Origin of the sequence: Halanaerobacter jeridensis (genome assembly GCF_016908315.1) — a bacterium.
GTDB lineage: Bacteria > Bacillota > Halanaerobiia > Halobacteroidales > Halobacteroidaceae > Halanaerobacter > Halanaerobacter jeridensis.
The window spans coordinates 83,295-106,715 of the sequence record NZ_JAFBDQ010000011.1; the positions used below are offsets into that span (position 1 = coordinate 83,295).

Here is a 23,421-nt window from a genome sequence, read left to right on the forward strand (position 1 = left end):
TATTTTTAATTTGATTTTAGAAAAGGAATTAGGTTTTAGTGGAAATATATATGTTAAAGCTCAATTGGAGCAGAAATATAATGGTGAAAATATTGCTAAAATTGATCAAGGTTATTTAGATTATTACACAAAAAATGTTGACTTTAGAGTAGGAAAACAAATTATTAGATGGGGAACAGGATATAGATTTAAACCTAATGATGTATTTAACCCTAATGATATGACTGGTTATAAAGCTTTTTTTGATAAAATGGCTATTAATGCAGTTAAAGCTAATTATTATTTGCCTAATCGTTCTGAAATTTCATTGGTAGTTACTCCTGAAAGCAAAGTACAGAAGATGGGATTAGAAAAAGAGAATGATGTTGCTAAGCGTACTGCAGCTGAATTTGGTGTTCAAACTTATCAGCAGCTAATACAAGATCCAAATTTTAAAGCTTTGCTAGATGCTTGGAGCAATTATGGGATTAATATAGATGAAAATACAGTACAGAATTGGATGGCTCCTGAATATGATAAACCTTTAGATAACCCTCAGGTAGGATTAAGATTTACTAAACGAGGTGTTAAAGGTTTTGATTATTCTGTGATGTTATCTCAAACTACAGAAAAGACGATTGTTTTAGATAAAAAATTTTTTCAAGAAACTTTACCGCAGGAACTTACTAATTTAACAAATAAAACAAACGGTTATTTAACTAAAGGTATGCTAGGTAAAGCTTTAGATGTAGTTGAAAATTATGAAATTCCAATCAAGTATGTTTATCCTGAGATAACTAATATTGGATTTAGTGCAATTGGACAAGTAGGAAAACAAAATGTTTGGATAGATATGAATTATAGTATTTTTGGTGAAGAAGAGTATTTAGATGGAGGCTATTATGTAATAGGTCATGATATGAAATTAGCTAATAATTTGTATTTGACCAATCAACTAACTTATGCTGCCCCTATTTTAAAAGGAGATGATGAACTAATTACTTTGAATTGGATTTTTGAATATCCAATTAATAATAAGCACGAATTTATATTGACTAGTATGTATGATATCAGTAATAATGGCTTCTCATTAGAACCACAGTTTAATTATCAATTAAATAAATCTTCTCAATTACAATTGGGATTAACTTGGCTTGGTGCTGAAGAAGAAGGAGACCCAATGACTTGGTTTAGTAAAGATAGAGTTTATTCTAGATTGAAAGTTGACTTTTAACTAAATTTAACGAAAGATAAGGCTAAAATATAATAGAAGTAACTAAAAAAAGAGGCTTAGCAGCCTCTTTTTTATTTTTTTTGAAATAAAATAAAGGTATTTTCCAGATAATGTATAATACTATAAATAGAAATAATTGTAAAAAATACAAAATGTAGGGAGGGGAAAAGGGGTAAAAAAGGTAATTTCAAAAAGAAAAGTTAAGGAAGGTTTGTTGACAGGAACTATCTGTTTACTAATTATTAAAAAGGGATTATTTAGAAAGGGGTATTCATATTTAATGAGAAAATTTAATTTTCGAGCTATAGTGTTAATTTTAGTGTTAATTTTAAGTCTAAGTTTAATGGTTGGTTGTAGTAGTGAACAGAAAGAAGAAACTAATGTAGGGCAGAAAGGAATTGTAAAATTAGGTTTTTCTGTTGATGAACCAGGAGTTAATATTCAAAATATAGGTGAAGAAATTAATTTAAACCACTATAAAATAATTATCAAACAAGATGAAAAAGTAATAGAGGAAAAAACTTTTGGCACAGATAAAAGTCAAGTTAGTTTTAAGTTAGAACCGGGGCAATATAAATTAATAGCTCAGGCTATTGAAGAAGTAGGAGATAAAAAATATGTTGCCTATAAGGGGGAATCAGATTTACAAGTGAAAGCAGAAGAGGTTAATCAAAAGACAATTTTGCTTAATCTAAATACTGCTACTGTAAAAGTGAAGGTTGATATCAAAGGAGATTGGCGGCCTACTGCTTCTCAAATTTCTCAAGTGAAAATTAGTTATCCTTTTCGAGATGAAAGCTATGTTGAAGAAATTGATTTAAGTGATGGTAGTGCAACTTTTATTCAAAAAGGAGTTTCAGCACGTAAATGGGATATAAGAGTTAAAGTAGGGGGCAGTAGTCTAGAGAAACAAGGAGTCTATGTATTGCCAGATAGAGTTAATGAATATAATTTAATGATTAGTGAAGGTAATCAAGGACAGATGAAAGTAGAATTAGAAGATGGTCCGGCGAAGGTAACAGGTGTAGTAGCTAATTTAACTGATTCTGGAGTGGTTAATTTATCTTGGGATGCTGTAGATAATGCCGCTTTCTATATGGTATATAGAGCTGAAAAAGAAGATTTCTCTGAAGCTAGTAGAGTGAAATCTTTAGCAGCAGAGAATACTAATTATAATGATAATCTTAATGCTACTGGTACTTACTATTACTGGGTAGAATCTTATAATGAAGAAGGATTAGCCGGAGAAATGTCTGCTCCAGCAGTAACAAGTGAGGATAGTAATGACGATGATGAAGATGATAATGAAGATGACGAACAACCAGGGGAAATAGAGATAGAAAGTGTAGATTTTTCAGCAACTGATGATGGTCAGTATCAAGTACAGTTAAAACTAAAAGATAATGAAATTACTCAAGGGATTGAAGAGATGCATTTAGTTGGTTCATTTCAAGATTGGGCACCATCAGATAAGAGTTATGCTCTAACTAAAGGTGATGATGGTGTAACGTGGACAGGAACATTCGAATTAGCAGCTGGAGATGAGTTTAAAGTAGTGTATGATACAGATAACTGGGATGACATGCAGCACTTTGGTATAGATGGAACTACTGATGGAGATAACTTTGTAATTGAAGATAATGATGATAATGATGATAATGATGATAATGATGATCAAATAGGAACAGTAGAATTAGATACAATAGATATAGCAACAATTGATGATGGACAATATCAAGTACAGTTAAAATTAAAAGATAACCAAGCAGCTCAAAATATTGGAGAGATGCATTTAGTAGGAACAATTAATGATTGGGCACCAGCAGATAAGAGTTATGCCTTGACTAAAGGTGATGATGGGGTAACTTGGAGTGGCACCTTTGCTTTAGCAGCTGGAGATGAATTTAAAGTGATGTATGATACAGATACTTGGGATGATATGCAGCACTTTGGTACAGATGGGACTACTGAAGGTGATAATTTTGTAATTGAAGATAATGAAAATAATGAAGATAACAACGATAACGAAGATGACAACGATAATGAAGATAATAATGATGATGAAAATACTATTAAAGCAGTAGAAAAAGTAGATGGAGGTTGGAAGTTCACTTTTGTTCCAGAAACTTATGGAGTTACAGTAGAAGATGAAGTTCATTTAGTAGGTAGCCTTAATAGTTGGGAACCAGCAGATAAAACTTATGCTTTAACTAAGCAAGATGATGGCACTTGGACTGGAACATTTTCTGATGTAGAAGCAGGAGCAGAGTTTAAGTTTATTTATGACAGTACAGAATGGAATGGAAATGATTTTGGTGATGGAGCAGGTAATAATTTGATAGTTCAGTAATTTCTATTCTATTTGAATAATAGTTACTTTTTTACGGCTTCAATTCGATCATTTGATCGGCTTGGAGCCGTTTATTATTTGTAAGAAGTAATTATTATTGATATAATATTTCTTAAAGTATATAGATCAATTGTAGGTGATAAAAATGGATTTAAATCAAAAAGCAAATAACTTACCTCAAGAACCTGGTGTTTATTTAATGAAAGATGAAACTGGAACAATAATTTATGTGGGTAAGGCTAAATCGCTTAAAAATAGAGTTAGTTCTTATTTTCAAAATGCTAAACATCAGCGTTTTAAGACTAAAGTTTTAGTCGAGCATATTTCTGATTTTGAATATATAGTGACAGATACTGAAGTAGAAGCATTGATTTTAGAAAATAATTTAATTAAGAAGCATAATCCAAAGTATAATATTCAATTAAAAGATGATAAAACTTATCCTTATATCAAGGTTAGTGTTAATCAAAACTTTCCTCGGGTCTATAAAACTCGAGTTATAAAAAATGATGGGGCGCGTTACTTTGGCCCGTATACTGATGTACGAGCAGTGAATAATCTGTTAGAGTTAATTCATGATTTATACCCACTGCGGACATGTAAAAAAGCAATTTCTGATAGAGAGGAACGAGCTTGTCTTAATTATCATATTGATAAATGTGCTGGTCCATGTATTAACGAAATTAGCCAAGATGAGTATAATGAAATGATAGATGAGATAGTTATGTTACTAGAGGGTAAAGAGAAAAGCTTAATCCAAGAATTAAAGACTAAAATGGAAATTGCATCAGAAAATTTAGATTATGAAGCTGCTGCTAAATATCGTGACCAAATTGAAGCTATTAATAAGTTAACTCAGAAGCAAAAGATTGTTTCTGAAAATTTAGTCAATCAAGACGTAATTGCTACAACAGCTAATGAAGAGCAGATTTGTTTACAGTTGTTGATTGTGCGAAATGGTAGATTGATTGGTAAAGAAAACTTTATTTTTAAAGAAGAAGAGAGTATTGAATTGACCATTACTGCTTTTTTACAGCAGTACTATGATGCTGCTTATTATGTACCGCAGGAGATTTTATTAGAATCTGAACTTGAAGATCAAGCAGTGATTGAAGAATGGTTGGCGGAACAGCAGGAAAAGAAAATTGAAATTAAAGTTCCTAAGCAGGGTAACAAACGAGATTTAGTAGATATGGCAGCGAAAAATGCTTATTATAATTTGAAGGAGCATAATTTCCAGAGCAAAATGGATTTTTTGCATAAAGGCCCAGGTGTAGAAAGTTTAGGACAATATTTAGGTTTAGATAAATTGCCGTATCGAATTGAAGGTTTTGATATATCGCATATTCAAGGCACAGATACAGTTGCTTCTTTGGTAGTTTTTGAAGGAGGTAAGCCTAAAAAGAGTGATTATCGGCGTTTCAAAATTGAAAGTGTATCCCAGCCAGATGATTTTGCTTCGATGAAAGAGGTAATTACTCGCCGTTATTCTAAGTTAATTGAAGAAGAAAGAGAATTTCCTGATTTGATTTTAATTGACGGAGGTAAAGGACAGTTGAGTTCAGCGCTTAGTATTTTAGAAGATTTAGGTCGGTTTGACCAAAATATTATCAGTTTAGTTAAACGAGAAGAAGAAGTTTTTGTGCCAGGGGAAAGTGAGCCGATTGTCCTGCCTAAAAATTCCGAAGCACTGCATTTAGTACAACGCGTTAGGGATGAAGCACATCGTTTTGCTGTTAATTATCATCGGAAATTAAGGTCGCGCCGTTTAACTCATTCTATGTTAGATGATATTTCTGGTGTGGGGCCGCAGAAAAGAAAGGATTTATTAAATCACTTCGGTTCACTGCAAAAGATAAAACAAGCAGGTGCTGATGATTTGACGGAGGTAAAAGGAGTTGGCCCTAAGTTAGCAGAAAAAATAAAAGAGTATCTAGAGATGAATTTAAGACCTTAATAAGGGCAAAGGTGGTGAGATGATGAAAATATTGCTGAAGTTTGCGATTACTGTGTTGGCCCTACTTTTAACTGCTCAATTGCTGCCGGGAATTGCTATTGATAGTATTTCTGCGGGGATGTGGGCTGCTTTGATTCTAGGTTTAGTTAATACTTTTTTAAAGCCAATATTAACTATTTTTACTTTTCCATTAACTGTTTTAACTTTTGGATTGTTTTTGTTCATATTAAATGGGATCTTATTTTTATTAGCTGCTAATTTAGTAGCGGGATTTAGTGTAAGTGGTATGTTTGCTGCTATTATAGGATCTGTAGTATTAAGTATTATTAATAGTTTAATGTCTGGCGTTATAGATGATGATTAAATTAAATATTGCTATAAATGTAATATCTTAGATTATAAATTGAGCTTTAGTAATAAATTAAAGTAAAATAGTAATTATTAACTAGTTGTTTTAAATATTTCTTTATGAATTATTAACTTGTTGTACTATAATAAGTAATAATCTAAATCAAACGAGGTGAAAAAATGGCCCCTCAAAAAGGAGATTATCTAGGATATCCTTGTGTTAATGGATGTGGTCATCATATGCGGGTAAAGGATGATTTGAATCAAACTAGTCAAAGTACTAAAGTAACTCTGGAATGTCCAACTTGTAGTCAAGAAAAAGAGTATTCAAGGACAGAATTAAAAGGGATTGTTAATTGTGAATATTGATTTTCAAGGGTAAGAGGAAACTCTTGCTCTACTTAAAAATATAAATGATATAAGTAATTAAAGCAATTATTACTGTAAATAAATGAGGTGAATAATTAAAAATGAACCCAGATTATAAACCAGGCACTTATATTAATTATCCCTGTTCAGAATGTGGTCGTAAAATGAGGTTAAAAACTGACTTAAAAAAGTTATCAGGCTCAGATGAGGCAACTATTGAATGTTCAGAATGCAAAATTAAAAAGAAATATACAGCAGCAGAATTAAAAGCTATGCTTAATGCTCAGTAATAATTTTGAACAGCAGTCCTTAGGGCTGCTGTTTTGTTGTTGTTAATACTTATATATATATTGTCTTTTAAGAATCTTTGCATTATTTTGTTTAAAAATTATAATTTTATGATATAATGAAGGATGATAAATTTATTTTAATAATTAAAAATGTTTAAATTAGCTTAAATTTTTATTATAATTTCTTTATGTATAGAATTAAATTAATTGTAAAAGGAGCGGCAATTATGAAACAGTATGCACGTGTTATTTCTAAACCTGATTCTGAGCAAGTTAAGGTGATGGTGCAAAAACATTCTGCTTGTGGTAAGTGTGGTAAATGTAGTTCAGATGACAATTTAGTTTTAACTTTGGATAATACTTTAAATGTGGATATAGGTGATGTAGTTACAATTGAAATGAAAGGTAGTAGTATTTTAGGGGCTGCAGTATTAGTTTATTTCTTGCCGCTATTAGCTTTGATTGTAGGATATATAGGTGCAGGTTATTTAGGAATGCAAACGGAAGTAACTAGAATTGCTTTAGGTGGATTGTTATTTGCGCTATCATTTTTGATTGCTAGAAAAGTAGGAGAAGAAAAGGAAAAAGATTATCGAGCTGAGATGCAGGAAGTTGTGAATTAATAAGGATAAGTATAAGTCTAAGTTTGAGGATGAAGAATAAGTATAAGATTAAGAAAAGTTTAAGTTATTGAAAAGATCTCAAATTTCAGGGAGGAAATTTAATGGAATATAAATTGCTAGCAATTGATTTAGATGATACTTTATTAGGATCTGATAATCAAATTAGTGAGCGAACTAAAAAAGTAATTCAGCAAGCTCAAGATAAAGGGGTAGAAGTTGTAATTGCAACTGGTAGAATGCATGCTTCAGCTTTTCCCTATGCACAAGAGTTAGGAATTAATGGGCCAATTATTACTTATAATGGAGCATTAATTAAAAATGTAAGTAGTGGAGAAGTTGTGGAACATAATCCGATTAGTTTAGACCTGACGAAACAGGTTGCTAGATATGTAGAAGAACATGATTTGAATTTAAATCTTTATATGGATGATATCTTATATATTAATCATGATGGGCCAAAAGCTAGATATTATGAAAAATTAGCTGGGGTTAAAGCTGTATTAATTAATGAAGATTTAGAAGATTTTATAGATCAACCGTCAACAAAGTTAATCATTGTCGATGATGAAGAAGAAATTCCAAGTATTTTAGAAGATGTGAAAGCGGAATTTGCTGAACAACTACATATTACAACTTCAAAATCTGTATTTGTAGAATTAATGGATCCTGAAGTGAATAAAGGTCGAGCAGTAGCTGATTTGGCAGAACAATATGGTTTTTCAGCTGATGAGGTAATTACTATTGGAGATAGTTATAATGACCAAGAAATGCTAGAATACGCTGGATTGGGAGTAGCAGTAGATAATGCTTGGCCAAAAGTAAAAGAAAGTGCTGATTATATAACTAAAGCTCATGATGAAGATGGTGTAGCTGAGGTTATTGAGAAATTCATATTATAAATTTAAAGAAGTCTGAGGATTAAAAATTGATTTTTAAGGGGAAGGATGGATAATAAAGATGAATGATGAATTAAAAGAATTATCTGATTTAAAGAAAGTTAAGATTAAAGGTGATAGAAAATTATTTTCTGCGACGCATGAGGAAATTGAACAAGGAGCTACTACTGATGTATACTTTATTAAGACAAGAGAGATATTATCTGAATTGGATTTAGCTGATACAGAAGTTACAGCAGAAATTTTCCCGAGTCAAGCTGGAGTATTTGCAGGTGTAGATGAAGCATTAAATTTACTTGAGCAAAAAGATGTAAAAGTTTGGGCTTTAGATGAAGGAAGTACAATGGATAGAAAAGAAGTAGTAATGAAGATTAAAGGTTCCTATGAAGATTTTGGCATTTTTGAAACAGCCATTTTAGGAGCTATGTCTAATTCTAGTGGTTGGGCTACAGCTGCTAAAGAATGTAAAGAGGCAGCTCAGAATAAACCAATGTTATGTTTTGGAGCACGTCATATTCATCCTGCAGTAGCTCCTGTAATGGAAAGAGCAGCTGTGATTGGTGGTGCTGATGGAGCTAGCTGTATTTTAGGGGCTAAATTAGCAGGGCAGGAACCTTCAGGTACAGTGCCACATGCTTTGATATTAACTGTAGGAGATACTTTAGATGTTGCTGAAGCATATCACGAGATTATGCCTGAAGAAGCACCGCGAACTATTTTAGTTGATACTTTTAAAGATGAAGCTGAAGAATCATTGCGAATTGCAAATGAATTAGAGGAAGACCTAGATGGAATTCGTTTAGATACTCCTTCAGAACGAGGTGGGGTAACTTTAGATCTAGTAAAAGAAGTGCGAGCTCGATTAGATCAAGCGGGGCATGAGCATGTTAATATTTTTGTATCTGGTGGTTTAACACCTGAGAGAATTGAAGAACTAAATCAATTAGAAGTTGATGGTTATGGAGTAGGAAGTTATATCTCTAATGCTAGTGCTATTAATATGACTATGGATTTAAAAGAAATTGATGGTCAGGCAGTAGCTAAACGTGGCAGAATTCCTGGTACAACTGAAAATAAAAGATTAAAAAGAAAATTGTAAAAATGCAGGATGTTGAATTATAATTGTAGAAGTTAAATAAGTGAAGTTTATTATTTTTAAATAGTCACAGACAAGAAGGGTGAGAGTATGACAGGATGGGAAATAGCTAAAAAGAGTTATAAAGAAATTTATCAAAACATTTCTGCTGTCTTGATCGCTAGCCTAGGTTGGTTTTTAACGGCTGGTCTAGTTTTATTAATGAATTTAATTGCTATTAATGCTATTTTAATTGGGCAGCCTATTTGGATTGTTCCTTTTCTTTTATTAGAGTTAATAGTAGTAGGTCCAGCGACAGCAGGGGCATGTTATGTAACTAATATTATTGTTAAATATGGGAATGTTTCTATTACTGATTTTTTTAAAGGAGTAAAGGAATATTTCTTTAAGTCACTTGCTTTAAATTTTGTATTTTTTATAATAGCGGGAATACTCTATTTTGACTTCAACTTCTTTGCTACTTCTGAGAGTTATTGGATGAAAGTTTCTAGTGCAATTTGGTTATATGGTTTAGTCTTTGTTAGTATAGTTTGTTTTTATGCTTATCCATTGATGATTGAATTGGATAATTTAGATGAGGACGATTCAATTAAAAACATAATTAAGTATGCAGGGTTATTAGCTGTTAAGAATATTTCATTCACTATATTCATTTACTTTCAATTAATTATTTATGCAATGTTGAATATAGGATTGATAATTACTTTACCTACATTATTTATGGGAGGGATTTGTATCCTAGCTAATAATTCTACTTTGAATTTATTAGTTAAACATAATGTCATTGATGATATTCCTGGACCGCAAAGCTTTAGGAAATAGTAATGAGTAACAAGTGATGAGTGACGAGAAAAAAGCAGTAAAGAGTAATGAGAAAAGAGCAGTAAAGAAAGAAAAGTAGTAATCAGTAAAGAGTGATGAGAAAAAATAGTGATGAGTAAAAATAGTAAAAAGAAACAAGAAAAAAGCAGATTTAAGTTTTGTTGGTTTTATTCTTTTACTCATTACTCATTACTCTTTACTTCTCTTTACTCCTTACTTCTTACTTATTTCTGTTTACTGATTTATATTGAGGGGGTTTGTTATGAAAAAAGAATATGTAATTGGTGTTGATTTAGGCGGAACTAAAATTTTAACAGCTTTATCTGATTTAGAAGGTAATATTTTAAAAAGGTCAAGAGTTCTAGTTGGAGATGTGAAGGATAAGGATACTGTAGTTACTAAAATCAAAGAAACTATTGAGCAAGTGATTGAAGAAACAGAGGTTGATTTAGAACAGGTGGCTGGGATTGGTTTAGGTTGTCCTGGACCGCTAGATATTGAAGAGGGATTAATTCATCATACACCTAATTTAAATTTAGATGATGTAAATATTAAAGATGAATTAAGTGATTTAAATACGCCAATCTTTTTAGAAAATGATGCTAATGCTGCTGCTTTAGGTGAACAATGGTTTGGTTCTGGTAAAGGCGCGGAAAATATGATTTATATTACTGTTAGTACTGGTATTGGTGGCGGTGTCATTATTAATGGTGATATTTATCATGGTACTAGTGATGGAGCAGGAGAAATTGGTCATATGACTCTAGACCCTAATAGTGTTGTTAAATGCGGGTGCGGTAATTTTGGTTGTTGGGAAGCTTTAGCTTCTGGTACAGCATTGAGTCGTTTAGGTCAAGAGGCATTAAAGGCTGAAGAAGATACTATGATAGATGATTTAGTAGATGAAATTAGTGAAGTTGATGGTGCAGTAGTTGCTAAAGCTGCTGCTAAAGAAGATGAAGTGGCTTTAGAATTAATGAATACTATAGCTGAAAGATTAGGTACTGGTTTAGCTAGCTTAATTAATATTTTCAATCCAAGTCGGATTGTTTTTGGTGGAGGAGTTTCAAATTCTTGGTCGTTGTTAGAAGATAAAGTTTGGGAAACTATTGAGGCGCGAGCGATGGATTCTTTGGCTGAGAAGGTTGAAATTATTCCTGCAGAATTAGGTTCAGATGTTGGAGTAGTAGGGGCTATTGCTGCAGCATTGGCCCATATTAAAAAATAAATAATTGACAATTTATCAGTAACAATTTAAAATTATAGGTAAAAGGTGGGTATTAAAACTATAGGAGGGATTAAAGATGGCACCAAAAGAAGTTAATTTGGAACAAGTTTCGTTTAAGATCACTTTACATGCTGGTAATGCTAAGGAGTTAGCACATGACGCTTTAACTGAAGCTAAAAAAGGAAATTATCAAAAAGCAGATGAATTAATAGAAGAAGCGCATGAAGAATATGCTAAAGGACATGATATTCAGTCTGAAAATATGAGTAAAGATGACCCAAAACAGAGAGTTATGACTAATATGTTATTAGCTCATGCTATGGACCATTTAATGTCTGCTAATACTGAAATATCATTAATTGAAGAAATGATTGAACTACACAAAGAATAGATTAAGAAATAAAATTGTTTGATTTTGAAGCCCTTTTGTTCCAAATTACAAAAGGGCTAATTAATGTTTTTTAAATTTACTTAGAGGTGAAATAATGGAAAAAATACCAGTTACAAATTTAATTGATAAATTCGGTTTAGAACGGTTAAATGAAGAAGAAATAAATAATTTTATAGAAGTAAGTGATATTAAAAGACCAGGATTAGAATTAGCTGGCTTTTTTGATTATTTTACTCCTGAACGAGTTCAACTTTTGGGTCGGACAGAGCTATCTTTTTTGAAAGAGTTACCACCAGAATTATTAGAAGAAAGATTAAACAAGTTCTTTTCCTATGATATTCCGTGTATTATTATTACTCGGAATATGGAACCGCCACAACCGGTACTTGATTTATCTAAAGATAGTGGAGTTCCTATTTTTAGCACTGATTATTCTACTACTAATTTTATGAGTCTATTGAGTGGTTATTTAGAAGCAGAGTTTGCTCCAGAGGTAACTAAACATGGAGTGCTTGTTGAAGTTTATGGTGTTGGATTATTTATTAGAGGTAAAAGTGGTATTGGTAAAAGTGAGAGTGCTTTAGGATTAGTTAAGAAAGGTCACCGGTTAATTGCTGATGATGCAGTTGTTATTAGGCGGGCTATGCGGGATACATTAGTTGGGCGGTCTCCCGAAATTTCTAAGCATTATATGGAATTAAGAGGTTTAGGAATTATTAATGTTCAGACCTTATTTGGTGCTGGAGCAGTTAGAGAAGAACAGAGTATAGACTTCATTGTAGAACTGGAAAAATGGGATGATGAGACGGAATATGACCGCTTAGGTTTAAATGAGGAACAGCGTGAAATCTTAGGGGTTACGTTGCCATTAGTAACTATTCCTGTACGGCCAGGTCGTAATTTAGCAATGGTATTAGAAGTTGCAGCTATGAATTATAGATTAAAGAATATGGGTTATAATGCAGCAAATGAGTTTACTACTAAGCTAAAAGATGAATTAAATAAATAAATATAAGTATTCCCAAACGGGATAAAAATAAGGATAATGAGGTGAAAATAAGTGGAATTAAGTGATTTTACAGTGGAAGATGTTATTAAGGTAGCTGATGAACGTAAATTGGGGAAGATGGCTATTATTTTGTCAATGGTAGATGACCAACATGATGATGATATAGTAGATACTTTTATTAATGAAGGATATAATGCAGTAATTACTAGAGCAGGAGGTAAAGGTGAAGAATTAAAGAATAAGGTATTACGTAATGCTCTAGGTGCTGCAGTGAAAGGTAATGTAATTAATGATGGTATTCAAGACCGAAGAGTTTTAACTCGTTGTGTTGAACGGGCAGTAACTGGTTTAGATGGTCCGATGAGTGGTATTTCTGGAGCTGGAATTAAAATTGGGATTGTTAAAAAAGATGTTCATTTAGCAGTTGCTATTCATGGGAAAATAGGTATTCCAGGTTTAGATATTGATCATGAAATTTCTGGCTTAGGGGTTCACTATTATGGATTAGCCAATAATGATAAATAAGGATTTAGCTAAGAGCAGACATTTTGTCTGCTCTTTTTTTAGTGCTAATTTTTTGGAATCTACTGACTTAAAATGACTTAAATTAGAAATAATTCATAATTATATTGATATTAAAGGATTAAAGCTGTATAATTTAAATAAAGATGCATAATTGTAATATTTATTAAATTAAAATATATTTTTCATTTTTATATCATTAAATGTTGCCCCTAAAGGTTTTCTTTAACAGTATAAATGTTAGTTTATAATTATAAGTTTATATTAAACAGGGATATATTTATATATCCCTGTTACTAGGGTTAAACATAAAGTTGTTTAAGGTTGCTAATCAATTTGTATTGATTGGTTTTATTTTGTTCAATCAATTTAATAGTTAGAGATGTTAATATAGAAATTCGAGATGATAAATTTTAATTAGATAAATATAAATTTAAAACATATTTTTATTATTAATAAATAAATTTAAATAAGGTCTGTAATTTGTTAGCTGTCCATATTTTATCTTTTCTTTATTGGGGTAGTTAAATTAAAAAATAATATTTCAAAGAAGGTATTTTATATTTTAACAATAATATAAAATATAGGTAAAAAAATAAAATAAAAGGTAATAAGCAATTACTAATAACATTACTTAGGTTATATTTATGTTGAGGAATGTTTATTTTTTTAAACTTTGTTTCCAAAAAATACATTAAATATAAAAATTATTATTTTTATATTATAATTTCTAATAAACTGCTGGCTTTATCAAGGAGGTGGTTTAAGAATCAATTAAAGCCGATTAAGTTGGATTTATATTAGCAGCTTTTAATCATTATTTAAATTAAAATATTTAGGGGGTATTAATAGTGAAGAAAAAATTTAGTTTTGCTATGTTAGTTGCGTTAGTTGTTGTGTTGGTTGCAGTACCTGCTTTTGCTAAAACTGAAGTAAAATCTGCTGATGAAGATGGCAAAGTGGAGGTTACTTTTACTTATGGTGAAAACTTAGGTGCAAATGCTGTATTTGTTGCTGGTCAATTTAATAATTGGTCTCCAAACCATCCTTTTTGGAGAATGAAGAAAGAAAATGGAGTTTGGACACTTACTAAGAAGTTAGACAAAGGTGAAAAGTATCAGTATAAATTCACTGTTTATGGCGGTGGAGAATTGAAGTGGATCAAAGATGAAGATGCTGCTACTTTTGAAGCTGATGGATTTGGTGGGCAGAACTCAGTATTAATTGCTAAGACTTCTGTTGACTTAACTCCTCGTGTAAGAGAGTTAGAATCAAAAATGGCAACAGTTAACCAAGGGTTCTCTTATAGTGGTTATATGCGTGCTGGAGCTTTAATGTCTACTGAAGGTGGAACAATGAATGGGCATATTGGTCTTTTCCCTAATCACTTTTCTAGATTTAGATTAGGTAACGAAGAGGATACTTATGTAGAAAATGTGTTTGGAAAGAAATTCACTCAAGATGATGGTTCTTGGATGAAAGCTCAAATTAGATTAGCTAACAAAAAGACTGATTATCATACGTATAATAGTCAAAATGATGAAGAAAGTACTGTACGTGAAGCATTTGTAATTGGAAGTGGATTTGACTTTGCTCCAAATGTTACTTTCTGGGCAGGAGAAAGATTCTACGGACGTAGTGATATTCATATCACTGATAATCGTTGGAGAGAATTAGATGGATTTGGTGGTGGAGTTCAAGGTCTTGATCTTGGTGCTGCTAAATTGGATGCTGCTTTAATTGTTAGAAACTCTCAAGGAGATGGAGCATCTCAAGTTGTTGATACTGATATTGAGGGTGGAAAAAATCAGAAGAATATTGACTTGAGATTTAAAGGAATTCAAGTTCCAGGTGGACAGTTAGAGGTTGAAACTAGATATGCTTGGCAGGATGAAACTACTGATAGATCAGGTTATCAATTAGATTTTGTTTATAGCCGACCAGATTTTTATGGTATTGCTAATGGTTCTAGTAATGTAATTTTACAATATGGTGATGACTTAGGTGCTGATTTAGGTAATCCAGTTGGTTTTACTAGCGAAGAAGCTAATGGATATGCTTTAATTGCATATGGATTAGCTAATATTAATGAAAATTGGGATGTTATGCCTCAATTAGTATATGAAGATATCGATAGTAAATATAATGGTGGAGCAGATGCCGAAAAAAGAATTGCTATTGGTGGTCGAGCAGTTAGATATTTAAGTAATAATTTATCTATGCAGTTCGAATATGGATATGAAAGTCAAGAAGCTGGATGGCATGATGAGGCACTTAGCTTACAAAAGTTTACTGTAGCACCTACTATTAAATTAGACAATTCTTTCTGGGGTCGTCCAGAAATAAGAGTATTTGCTACTTATGGTACTTTTGATGATGGTAATAATACTTGGAGAGGTCCGATTCATCGTGGTGCTGGAGAAGGTAATAACGATGATAACGGTGGAAACTTTGGATTTGAGCAAGGTAATGATGATGTTATAACTTACGGAATTCAAACTGAACTTTGGTGGTAATAATTTAAGAAATGAAAGAGCCCTACCGCTTGGTAGGGCTCTTATTTATTTACTCTTAGAATGATTATTTAATTTGAAATTATATATTAATATTTTGCTAAAGAAATTTGGGAATATTTCAAGGGGGAGAAAAATGAAGTGCTTAAAAAGAAAAAGTAAACTGTTAGTATTAGGCTTAGTTTTAACTTTGCTTGTAGTAGGTTGTAGTAGTGAAGATGAGACTAAAGTTAAAAATTTATTAGTCCAAGTCACTGCGCCTAATGATTCTGCTGTAACTAAATTGGATATTTCCTTTCCTCATCATGATGATATCTCATCTAAAATTGCCACGGTAAGTGAAGTAGGAGAAAAAATAGGATTTGAATTTAAAAAATTAAGAATTGCTAGAACTTATGAAGTAAAGATATTAGCTAAAAACTCTAATGATGAAGCTATTTATGGGATTACGAAAGAGGTTGATGTAGCTAATACAACAGAATTAGATGTTAAACTGACTACTGATGATCAGCTCCAGGGTTTAACTGTAGATATAACTGCTCCAGGATATAATGAAGTAACTCAATTAGAAGTACAATTTCCTAATAATTCTAATATATCTGCGCAAGAAAAACAAGTAACTAATCCTGGTCAAAATATTTCTTTTGAGTTTGCTAAATTAACTAATGGGATGGATTATGAGATTAGATTAATTGCTAAAAATAGTAGTGGAGAGGCAGTTTACATTAAAAACAAAACTATTGATCCGGCCCAAAGAAAAATCTTAGATGTGGATTTTCCTGCTCCAGACCCTTTAAGTCAAAATAAAAGATTTAATAAATTGCGAATTTATGAAGTAATGGTTGAAGCATATCAAGATGGTGATTCTAGTGCTGATTATGGTGTAGGCTATGGTACTAGTGACCATCGAGGAGATATTAAGGGAATTACTGAAGCTATGCCCTATATTGCTTCCTTAAATGTGAATGCTATTTGGTTAACGCCGGTTTTTAATTCTGAGGGTAATGATGCAATAGATGCGACAGGTTATTATGCAGATGATTATTTTGCGATTGACCCTAAGTTTGGAACTGAGGAAGAATTTCGAGAATTAGTAGAGACTGCTCATGAACATGGGTTATATGTTTTATTAGATGGTGTGTTTGGTCATTATGGTCATGCTAATGAACAATTAGTGTCTCCTAAAGGAAATAAAACAGTTGCAGCAAAAGAAATCAATAGTGATGCTTTAGGATTGTTAGGATATAAAGTTAAATATCCAGAGAGTTTAAATTATTTTAAAGAAGTAGCTACGTATTGGATTGAAGAATATAATATTGACGGATGGCGTTTAGACCAAGCTTATCAATTATATCAAAATGGTCATAATTATTGGAGTGATATTCGTCAAGTTGTAGAAGAAGTTGCTCAGCAGCGGGAACAGAATGGTAAGCAATGGGGTACATTAGGTTATATGGTTGGTGAAATTTGGGATGGTAGTGGAAATCAGATTGCTAATGAAGGATACGGACAAAATGGATTGCAGTCTGCTTTTGATTTTCCGGTGCGTTATTCTTTAACTCAAGTATTAGCAACCCAAGAAGATGCTAGCGTGAGTTGGGGTTATAATCAACCTGCCAGTAAGTTAGCGGGAGATTATGGGATTAATAACCGTCAACAATATCCTGATTATGCACAACCTAATTTAATGTTAACTAATCATGATTTAGTACGTTTTGGAGATTTAATCCAGAGAGCACCTCATTTAGGATATGGTCCTGAAAATTATGACTATTGGAAACGGCATAAGGCAGCCTTTAGTTTTATGGCATCTTATACGGGTCCGATAACTCTTTATTATGGAGATGAAATTGGAGAGGAAGTAGAAGGTTATGTGAATGATCAAGATTCAGTAAACGGCGAAGTGATTTATGATGACCATGCCTCTCGTGATGGTGGAGAAGTTGCTGGCTTCACTAGCCAAGAAGAAGATTTAAAGAATTATCTAAGTAAAGTAATGACTATAAGAAAGAATCATCCTGCCTTGTGGAATGGAGACTATAAATTTTTAACCTTAAATGATGATATTTATTCTGTATTAAAAACAGACCCTGAAAGCGGGGAAGAGATTATTTATATTTTAAATGCTGGTCTTAACCAAACTACTGTTTCAAATTTAGATGTTGAAGCTTTGACTTTAGAAGATCTTATGACTGGAGAAATAATTGATGCTTCTAAAAATTATGATATTCAAATTAATGGATTATCTAGTAGATTTTTATTAGTTAAATAAGTATAAAAAATAAAAAAATAAAATAAAAAGAAGGATTTAGAAAATAAATGTATAATTATGTATTTAGTATAATTATAGTAATCAGTGGATAGTTTTTTATTTTCATAGTTTTAAGTTTATTCACTTATCAAAGAAAAGGCGTGAATTTGATTTTGACAAATTTCAGGGAGGAATCTTAATGAAAAAAATATTTAGTGTATTATTGGTTTTGCTATTGGCTTTCGGATTAATAGCATGTTCAAGTGGAAGTGGTGGTGGAGGTAATGAAGATGATAATCTAAAAGTAGGTAGTTTAATTGTTGAAGAAGGAGCAGTTAGCTTTAGTAGTGACTTAGGTGTTACAGAAAGTGATTTAGATCTGAGTACAGCAAAAGTTAAAATTGCTAATCAATTTGCTGGATTAAATGAAGAGATTACAGGAGTTACTGCGGGAGAACAAGAATTAACTGTTTCAGTAGTTAAAGATGGTATTGAATATTATGGAACTAAGACGGTAACTATTGAAGAGAATGAAATAATAACAATAAAAGAGCTAATGATTGATCAAAGTCGAGAATATTCACCAACTGGAAATACTGATGTACCAGCTGGTCATTTAAGAGTTCATTATCAGAGAAATAATGATGAGTATGGTGCTTATACTCTCTGGATTTGGAAAGATACTACTTGGTCATCTGACTCAGATTGGCCTAATGGTTTAGATTTTGCTGGAAGAGATGAATTCGGAGTTTATTATGATATTCCATTAAAAGATGGAGCTCAGACAATAGGATTTGTCCCAGTTGATAAAGAAATTGGTGATCCAAGTAAAGATGGTGACGATCATATATTTAATTTTGTAGAAGACTATAAAAATGTTTATACCTTTGAAGGTGATAATACTGTTTATATTAGTCCTAATAAGGAAGTTGCCTCAGGTATCTTAAGTGGAGAAGTAGTTTCTCCTACTGAAATTAAATTATCTTTCACTGATGCCGAAAAAATAAGTAAAGCAGATTTAATTTTAACGGACAAAGATGGTAATGAAATTACTATTGAATCTTATAGTGCAATGGATAGTAGAGCCGGAACAATAGTCGCTAACTTAGATGTTGAAACTGAAGCACCATATAAGATTAGCTATGATGGAAAAACAGTTCAAGCAGATACGGGAGCTAAATATGAAGATTCTTTAACTGCTTATCAAGGAGATGATTTAGGAGCTACTTATAATAGTGATGGTAGTGCGACATTAAAGTTATGGTCTCCTGATGCTACTGCAGTTGAGGTTGATGTTTATGATAAAGATGATCAAAGTAGTAAAGTTGCTTCTACTGCTTTAACTAAAGGAGATAATGGAGTCTGGAGTGTTACGCTAGATGATTCTAATGTTGGCATTTCAGATTTAGATGGCTACTTTTATCAGTATAGGGTAACAGTTGATGGGAAAGAGAACAAAGCATTAGATCCTTATGCTAAATCAATGGCAGAATTTAAGATAAATACTGATGCTACTAATAGAGGTTCAGTTGATGCAGTTGGTAAAGCTGCAATAATTGACCCATCTTCTATTGGCCCTAATTTAGATTTTGCTAATGTCAGTGGATATGAAACACGTGAAGATGCAATTATTTGGGAAATGCACGTGAGAGACTTTACTTCTCAGCCTGGTTTAGGTTTAAGTAATCAATTTGGGACTTATGAAGCATTTACTGAAAAATTAGAATATATCAAGGAATTAGGTGTAACTCATATTCAGTTACTGCCAGTTATGTCTTATTACTTCGGTGATGAAAGAAAGGTAGATGAGCTAGAAGGACAGTATTCTGCTAAAGATAACAATTATAATTGGGGTTATGATCCACATAGTTATTTTGCTCCTGAGGGTATGTATTCTAAAAGCCCTAAAGATCCAAAGGCTAGGGTTAATGAGTTGAAGACATTGATTAAAGCTATTCATGATCAGGGGATGGCAGTTACTCTTGATGTAGTATATAATCATATGGCCGGTACAGATATTTTAAATAGAATTCACCCTGATTATTATTTTAGAGGAACCAATGGTTCAGGAGTAGGAAATGATACTGCTTCGACTCATGAAATGATGCGGAAATTAATTGTTGATTCTTTGGTTTATTGGACAGAAGAATATAAAGTAGATGGTTATAGATTTGATTTAATGGGTTTAATTGATACTCAAACTATAGCTGAAGCTTATAATAAAGTTTCTAATATTAATCCGGATACTTTATTTATTGGGGAAGGATGGAGAATGTATACTGGTCCTTCAGGAACTCAAGGAGCAGACCAAGACTGGATGAATAAAACTAATGATGTAGCAGTCTTTTCTGATGAAATGAGAAATAAGATAAAATCAGGATTTGGTCAGTCAGAAGGAGACCCCCGCTTTATTACAGGTGGAGAAATGAGTATTGCAACAATCTTCGATAATATTAAAGCTCAGCCTGGTAATACTCCTGCTGATGACCCTGGTGATATGGTACAGTATATTGCTGCTCATGATAACTTAACTTTACATGATGTAATTGCTAAGGCAATGAAATTAGACCCTTCAACTGCTAGTGATGAAGAAAGAATTCAAAAGCGAATTAGATTAGGAAATACAATGATTTTAACTAGTCAAGGAATTGCTTTTTTACATGGTGGGCAAGAATATGGTCGAACTAAAGAGTGGAAAGCTTCTGGTAGTCCTGAAGGAGAAGACACTTATGTAGATACTACTGGAGATTATTATATTCACAACTCTTATGATTCTAGTGATGCAATCAACATGTTTGATTGGGATGCTGTTACTAATTCTGGGGTTCAGAAGAAAACAATGGAATATACTAAAGGATTAATTGCATTAAGAAAGTCTACTGATGCCTTTACTTTAGAAACTAAAGCAGCAGTAGATAGTAATGTAGAATTAGTTTATCCAGGCGAGTATGTAAAAGATAATATTATAGCTTATAAGACACAGAGTGCAGGTAATGCTTATTATGTATTTATTAATGCTGATACCATAGAGCAAGATTTCAGTGTTGCAGCTGATTTAACTGCTGGTACAGTACTTGTAGATGATGATGAAGCAGGAGTTTCAGCAGTTACTACAGTTTCTGGAGTAGAAGTAAATACAGATATTGTAACTTTAGCTCCATTAACTGCTACTGTAATTAAGATAACTCAGTAATTTATATTTTAATAAAATAGAGAGTAGGGTTTTATGCTCTGCTCTCTATTTTTTTAATTGATTATGAGGAGGGGAAAAATTTGAAATTAAAGAATAAAAAAATAGTGGCTTTGTTAGTAATTAGTGTACTCCTTTTAATAACTATTGTAGGTTGTAAAGGCGGAAATAAAAAAACTAAGCTCAGTAAACCTGGATTTGTATTGGAAGGATCTACTTTAGAGCAGTATAATAACAGTCAAGTCCCAATAACTATGGATAGTTTGATGCTTGACTTTAATCAACAACTAGCAGAAGCAGAAGTAGTAGTCGAAGAAAATGGCAAAGGATTAGCAGATGTTAAAGCAGTTAAATTGGGAGATAAACTGGAAGTTTCTAATTTTAACTTAAAAGATTTTAAAGTTTATAATGTTAAATTTACAGCTAAAAATACATCTGGAGAGCAAATTACTAGTCAGGTACAATTTGTAACTGAAACACAAGCAGAACTTAGTAAATCTAATCCAACAATGATGCAGACTTTTTATTGGAGTTTAATGACGCCGACTAGTTTTTGGAATTACTTAGCTGATAATGTTCCAGAATTAGCTGAAAACGGAATTACTTCTTTATGGCTGCCGCCAGCTAATAAATGTAGTGAGCCAACATCAGTTGGTTATAAGCCTTATGATTTATGGGATTTAGGAGAGTTTGACCAAGCTGGAAGTCAGGCAACTAAATATGGTACTCATGAAGAATTAGAAGAGGCTTTAACTACAATTCATGATTCAGGAATGAAAGCCTATTATGATGTAGTATTCAATCATCGTTTTGCTCCAGATAATGATAATTTAGAGTATAGTCCGCTGATGGGTGGAAGTAAGGTTCATTCTTATACTAATCTGCCTAATATGAAGGGGAGAGAAAAATATTATAGTAAAGATAAAGAATGGGATTGGAATTGGAAGCAGTTTGATGCAGTAGATTATGATGCTGATACTGGTCAAATGGAGCCAATATTATTTAAAGGGAAACATTGGGATGAATCTTTTGGTAAAGACTTCTTAATGGCTGCAGATGTTGACTTTCAAAATGAAAAGGTAATTGATGAAATGAAAGAGTGGGGAACTTGGGTCAGTGAAGATGTTGGCTTTAATGGTTTTAGAATGGATGCTAGTAAGCATATTAGTTCTAAATTTACTGGTGAATGGATTGAACATGTACAAGCTAATACCCAGGAGGATTTATTCTTTGTTGGTGAAGCTTGGGAGACAAATGTTAATCGCCTAAAAAGCTATTTAGATTCTGTAGGTAATTCCGATTTAAAAGTCTTTGATTTTCCTTTGAGACAAGCTTTTGAAGAACTACGTGATGGTACTTTAGATATGAGAGAATTAGCTGAGCGTGGTTTAGTTAATCAGGGCCAATATCATGAACAGGCAGTAACTTTTGTGGATAATCATGATACTGATCGTAAACAAGGTGGCTATACGAGACCAGTTTCTGCTAGGACTTATCAAGCTTATACCTATATACTAATGCATGAGCACGGCGTTCCTACAGTTTATTGGAAAGATTATTATACAGAGGACATGAAACAAGGAATTAACAAGTTGCTTACTTTACGTCAGAAATTTGCCTATGGAGACGGTAAAGTTTGTGCTGGTACTGATGAAGAAACATTTGTATATTTACGTGAAGGGAAAGATAATGTCTGGCAGAGTGGTTTAGTAGAATTGATTACTAAGCGGGATGTAACTGGGGAAACAGCTCAGCCAGTCGAAGTTGAATTCACTTTTGAACCAGAAGGCAATTCAGATAGCGTAACTTTAGCCGGTGGATTTAATGGTTGGAATAAAGAAGCAAATCCGATGAAAGATGAAAATAATGATGGCATTTATAAGTTGAGTTTAGAATTACCTCCAGGAGAATGGCCGTATAAATATGTAGTTGATGGAGATAACTGGATTGAACCTCCAGAAGCCGAAGAATATGTTGATGATGGTTACGGTGGGAAAAATGGTTTATTAGTTGTAGAAGGTAAAGAAAATGATCAGTCTGACAAGAAAAAAATAATTACTAAAACAGTGCAGACCAATAAACCTAATACTGCTTTTGTAGATTATACTTGTAACCTTCCTGGAATTATTATAACAGACAGTGAAGGAAAGGCCGACTTTAAAGTTAAAGCTAGTGCATCTGAAGGATGGTCAGTCTGGGTTCCGATTTATAAGAATTAGTAACCAGTAGAGAGCTAAGAAGTGAAGAGTAAGAAGTGAAGAGTAAGAAGTGAAGAATAAGAAGTAATGAGTAAAGAAAAACAAGGAAAAAAGAAAAGTAGAGACTTGGCAGTGCCAAGTCTATCTAATAACAA

The 23,421-nt window shown here is 32.4% G+C and carries 18 protein-coding genes; all 18 read left to right on the top strand.

What is annotated here, in order from left to right; translation table 11 throughout:
* Positions 1-10 precede the first annotated feature (10 nt).
* The 18 genes from JOC47_RS10870 (at position 11) to JOC47_RS10955 (ending at position 23,287) form a co-directional block, all read left to right on the top strand.
* Positions 11-1,213 (top strand): hypothetical protein, encoded by a 1,203-nt coding sequence (locus JOC47_RS10870; protein WP_204702100.1) that lies wholly within the window; start codon positions 11-13, stop codon positions 1,211-1,213.
* A gap of 280 nt (positions 1,214-1,493) precedes the next feature.
* The gene (locus tag JOC47_RS10875; protein ID WP_204702101.1) at positions 1,494-3,563 is read left to right on the top strand and encodes a hypothetical protein; all 2,070 of its coding nucleotides are present in this window, start codon (positions 1,494-1,496) and stop codon (positions 3,561-3,563) included.
* A 145-nt stretch (positions 3,564-3,708) separates the two neighbouring features.
* A complete protein-coding gene (gene uvrC, locus JOC47_RS10880) occupies positions 3,709-5,520 on the top strand; it encodes an excinuclease ABC subunit UvrC (RefSeq protein WP_204702102.1) in 1,812 nt (603 codons plus the stop codon).
* A 22-nt stretch (positions 5,521-5,542) separates the two neighbouring features.
* On the top strand, positions 5,543-5,884 hold the full coding sequence (locus tag JOC47_RS10885; protein WP_204702103.1) for a phage holin family protein: 342 nt from the start codon (positions 5,543-5,545) through the stop codon (positions 5,882-5,884).
* Between the two features lie 164 nt (positions 5,885-6,048).
* Entirely contained in the window at positions 6,049-6,237 is a 189-nt protein-coding gene (locus JOC47_RS10890) for a hypothetical protein (RefSeq protein ID WP_204702104.1), read from the top strand.
* A 101-nt stretch (positions 6,238-6,338) separates the two neighbouring features.
* The gene (locus tag JOC47_RS10895; protein WP_204702105.1) at positions 6,339-6,527 is read left to right on the top strand and encodes a hypothetical protein; all 189 of its coding nucleotides are present in this window, start codon (positions 6,339-6,341) and stop codon (positions 6,525-6,527) included.
* A gap of 227 nt (positions 6,528-6,754) precedes the next feature.
* Complete coding sequence (locus tag JOC47_RS10900; protein WP_204702106.1) at positions 6,755-7,150, top strand: SoxR reducing system RseC family protein; 396 nt, start codon at positions 6,755-6,757, stop codon at positions 7,148-7,150.
* 101 nt (positions 7,151-7,251) lie between these two features.
* Complete coding sequence (locus JOC47_RS10905; protein ID WP_204702107.1) at positions 7,252-8,049, top strand: Cof-type HAD-IIB family hydrolase; 798 nt, start codon at positions 7,252-7,254, stop codon at positions 8,047-8,049.
* A gap of 58 nt (positions 8,050-8,107) precedes the next feature.
* On the top strand, positions 8,108-9,145 hold the full coding sequence (locus tag JOC47_RS10910; RefSeq protein WP_204702108.1) for a nicotinate phosphoribosyltransferase: 1,038 nt from the start codon (positions 8,108-8,110) through the stop codon (positions 9,143-9,145).
* Between the two features lie 87 nt (positions 9,146-9,232).
* The gene (locus tag JOC47_RS10915) at positions 9,233-9,964 is read left to right on the top strand and encodes a DUF624 domain-containing protein (protein WP_204702109.1); all 732 of its coding nucleotides are present in this window, start codon (positions 9,233-9,235) and stop codon (positions 9,962-9,964) included.
* 262 nt (positions 9,965-10,226) lie between these two features.
* Complete coding sequence (locus tag JOC47_RS10920; protein ID WP_204702110.1) at positions 10,227-11,192, top strand: ROK family protein; 966 nt, start codon at positions 10,227-10,229, stop codon at positions 11,190-11,192.
* 76 nt (positions 11,193-11,268) lie between these two features.
* A complete protein-coding gene (locus JOC47_RS10925) occupies positions 11,269-11,583 on the top strand; it encodes a PTS lactose/cellobiose transporter subunit IIA (RefSeq protein WP_204702111.1) in 315 nt (104 codons plus the stop codon).
* Between the two features lie 94 nt (positions 11,584-11,677).
* Positions 11,678-12,592, top strand: a complete 915-nt coding sequence (hprK, locus tag JOC47_RS10930; RefSeq protein ID WP_204702112.1) for an HPr(Ser) kinase/phosphatase — start codon at positions 11,678-11,680, stop codon at positions 12,590-12,592.
* A gap of 51 nt (positions 12,593-12,643) precedes the next feature.
* Entirely contained in the window at positions 12,644-13,117 is a 474-nt protein-coding gene (locus tag JOC47_RS10935; RefSeq protein WP_204702113.1) for a HutP family protein, read from the top strand.
* 848 nt (positions 13,118-13,965) lie between these two features.
* Complete coding sequence (locus JOC47_RS10940; RefSeq protein ID WP_204702114.1) at positions 13,966-15,630, top strand: carbohydrate porin; 1,665 nt, start codon at positions 13,966-13,968, stop codon at positions 15,628-15,630.
* Positions 15,631-15,763: 133 nt separating this feature from the next.
* Positions 15,764-17,899 carry an alpha-amylase family glycosyl hydrolase gene (locus tag JOC47_RS10945; RefSeq protein ID WP_239551128.1) on the top strand — a complete coding sequence of 712 codons (2,136 nt, stop codon included), beginning with the start codon at positions 15,764-15,766 and terminating at the stop codon, positions 17,897-17,899.
* Positions 17,900-18,077: 178 nt separating this feature from the next.
* Positions 18,078-21,071: a pullulanase-associated domain-containing protein gene (locus JOC47_RS10950; protein WP_204702115.1), complete on the top strand. Its 2,994-nt coding sequence runs from the start codon at positions 18,078-18,080 to the stop codon at positions 21,069-21,071.
* A gap of 80 nt (positions 21,072-21,151) precedes the next feature.
* A complete protein-coding gene (locus tag JOC47_RS10955; RefSeq protein ID WP_204702116.1) occupies positions 21,152-23,287 on the top strand; it encodes an alpha-amylase family glycosyl hydrolase in 2,136 nt (711 codons plus the stop codon).
* Positions 23,288-23,421: the final 134 nt, after the last annotated feature.

What these genes read in the sequence shown, in the direction of transcription:
- hprK (WP_204702112.1), top strand. Translation starts at nt 11,678, where the DNA reads ATGGAAAAAATACCAGTTACAAATTTAATTGATAAATTCGGTTTAGAA.
- JOC47_RS10920 (WP_204702110.1), top strand. Translation starts at nt 10,227, where the DNA reads ATGAAAAAAGAATATGTAATTGGTGTTGATTTAGGCGGAACTAAAATT.
- JOC47_RS10905 (WP_204702107.1), top strand. Translation starts at nt 7,252, where the DNA reads ATGGAATATAAATTGCTAGCAATTGATTTAGATGATACTTTATTAGGA.
- uvrC (WP_204702102.1), top strand. Translation starts at nt 3,709, where the DNA reads ATGGATTTAAATCAAAAAGCAAATAACTTACCTCAAGAACCTGGTGTT.
- JOC47_RS10945 (WP_239551128.1), top strand. Translation starts at nt 15,764, where the DNA reads ATGAAGTGCTTAAAAAGAAAAAGTAAACTGTTAGTATTAGGCTTAGTT.
- JOC47_RS10910 (WP_204702108.1), top strand. Translation starts at nt 8,108, where the DNA reads ATGAATGATGAATTAAAAGAATTATCTGATTTAAAGAAAGTTAAGATT.
- JOC47_RS10875 (WP_204702101.1), top strand. Translation starts at nt 1,494, where the DNA reads ATGAGAAAATTTAATTTTCGAGCTATAGTGTTAATTTTAGTGTTAATT.
- JOC47_RS10885 (WP_204702103.1), top strand. Translation starts at nt 5,543, where the DNA reads ATGAAAATATTGCTGAAGTTTGCGATTACTGTGTTGGCCCTACTTTTA.
- JOC47_RS10950 (WP_204702115.1), top strand. Translation starts at nt 18,078, where the DNA reads ATGAAAAAAATATTTAGTGTATTATTGGTTTTGCTATTGGCTTTCGGA.
- JOC47_RS10900 (WP_204702106.1), top strand. Translation starts at nt 6,755, where the DNA reads ATGAAACAGTATGCACGTGTTATTTCTAAACCTGATTCTGAGCAAGTT.
- JOC47_RS10890 (WP_204702104.1), top strand. Translation starts at nt 6,049, where the DNA reads ATGGCCCCTCAAAAAGGAGATTATCTAGGATATCCTTGTGTTAATGGA.
- JOC47_RS10895 (WP_204702105.1), top strand. Translation starts at nt 6,339, where the DNA reads ATGAACCCAGATTATAAACCAGGCACTTATATTAATTATCCCTGTTCA.
- JOC47_RS10915 (WP_204702109.1), top strand. Translation starts at nt 9,233, where the DNA reads ATGACAGGATGGGAAATAGCTAAAAAGAGTTATAAAGAAATTTATCAA.
- JOC47_RS10925 (WP_204702111.1), top strand. Translation starts at nt 11,269, where the DNA reads ATGGCACCAAAAGAAGTTAATTTGGAACAAGTTTCGTTTAAGATCACT.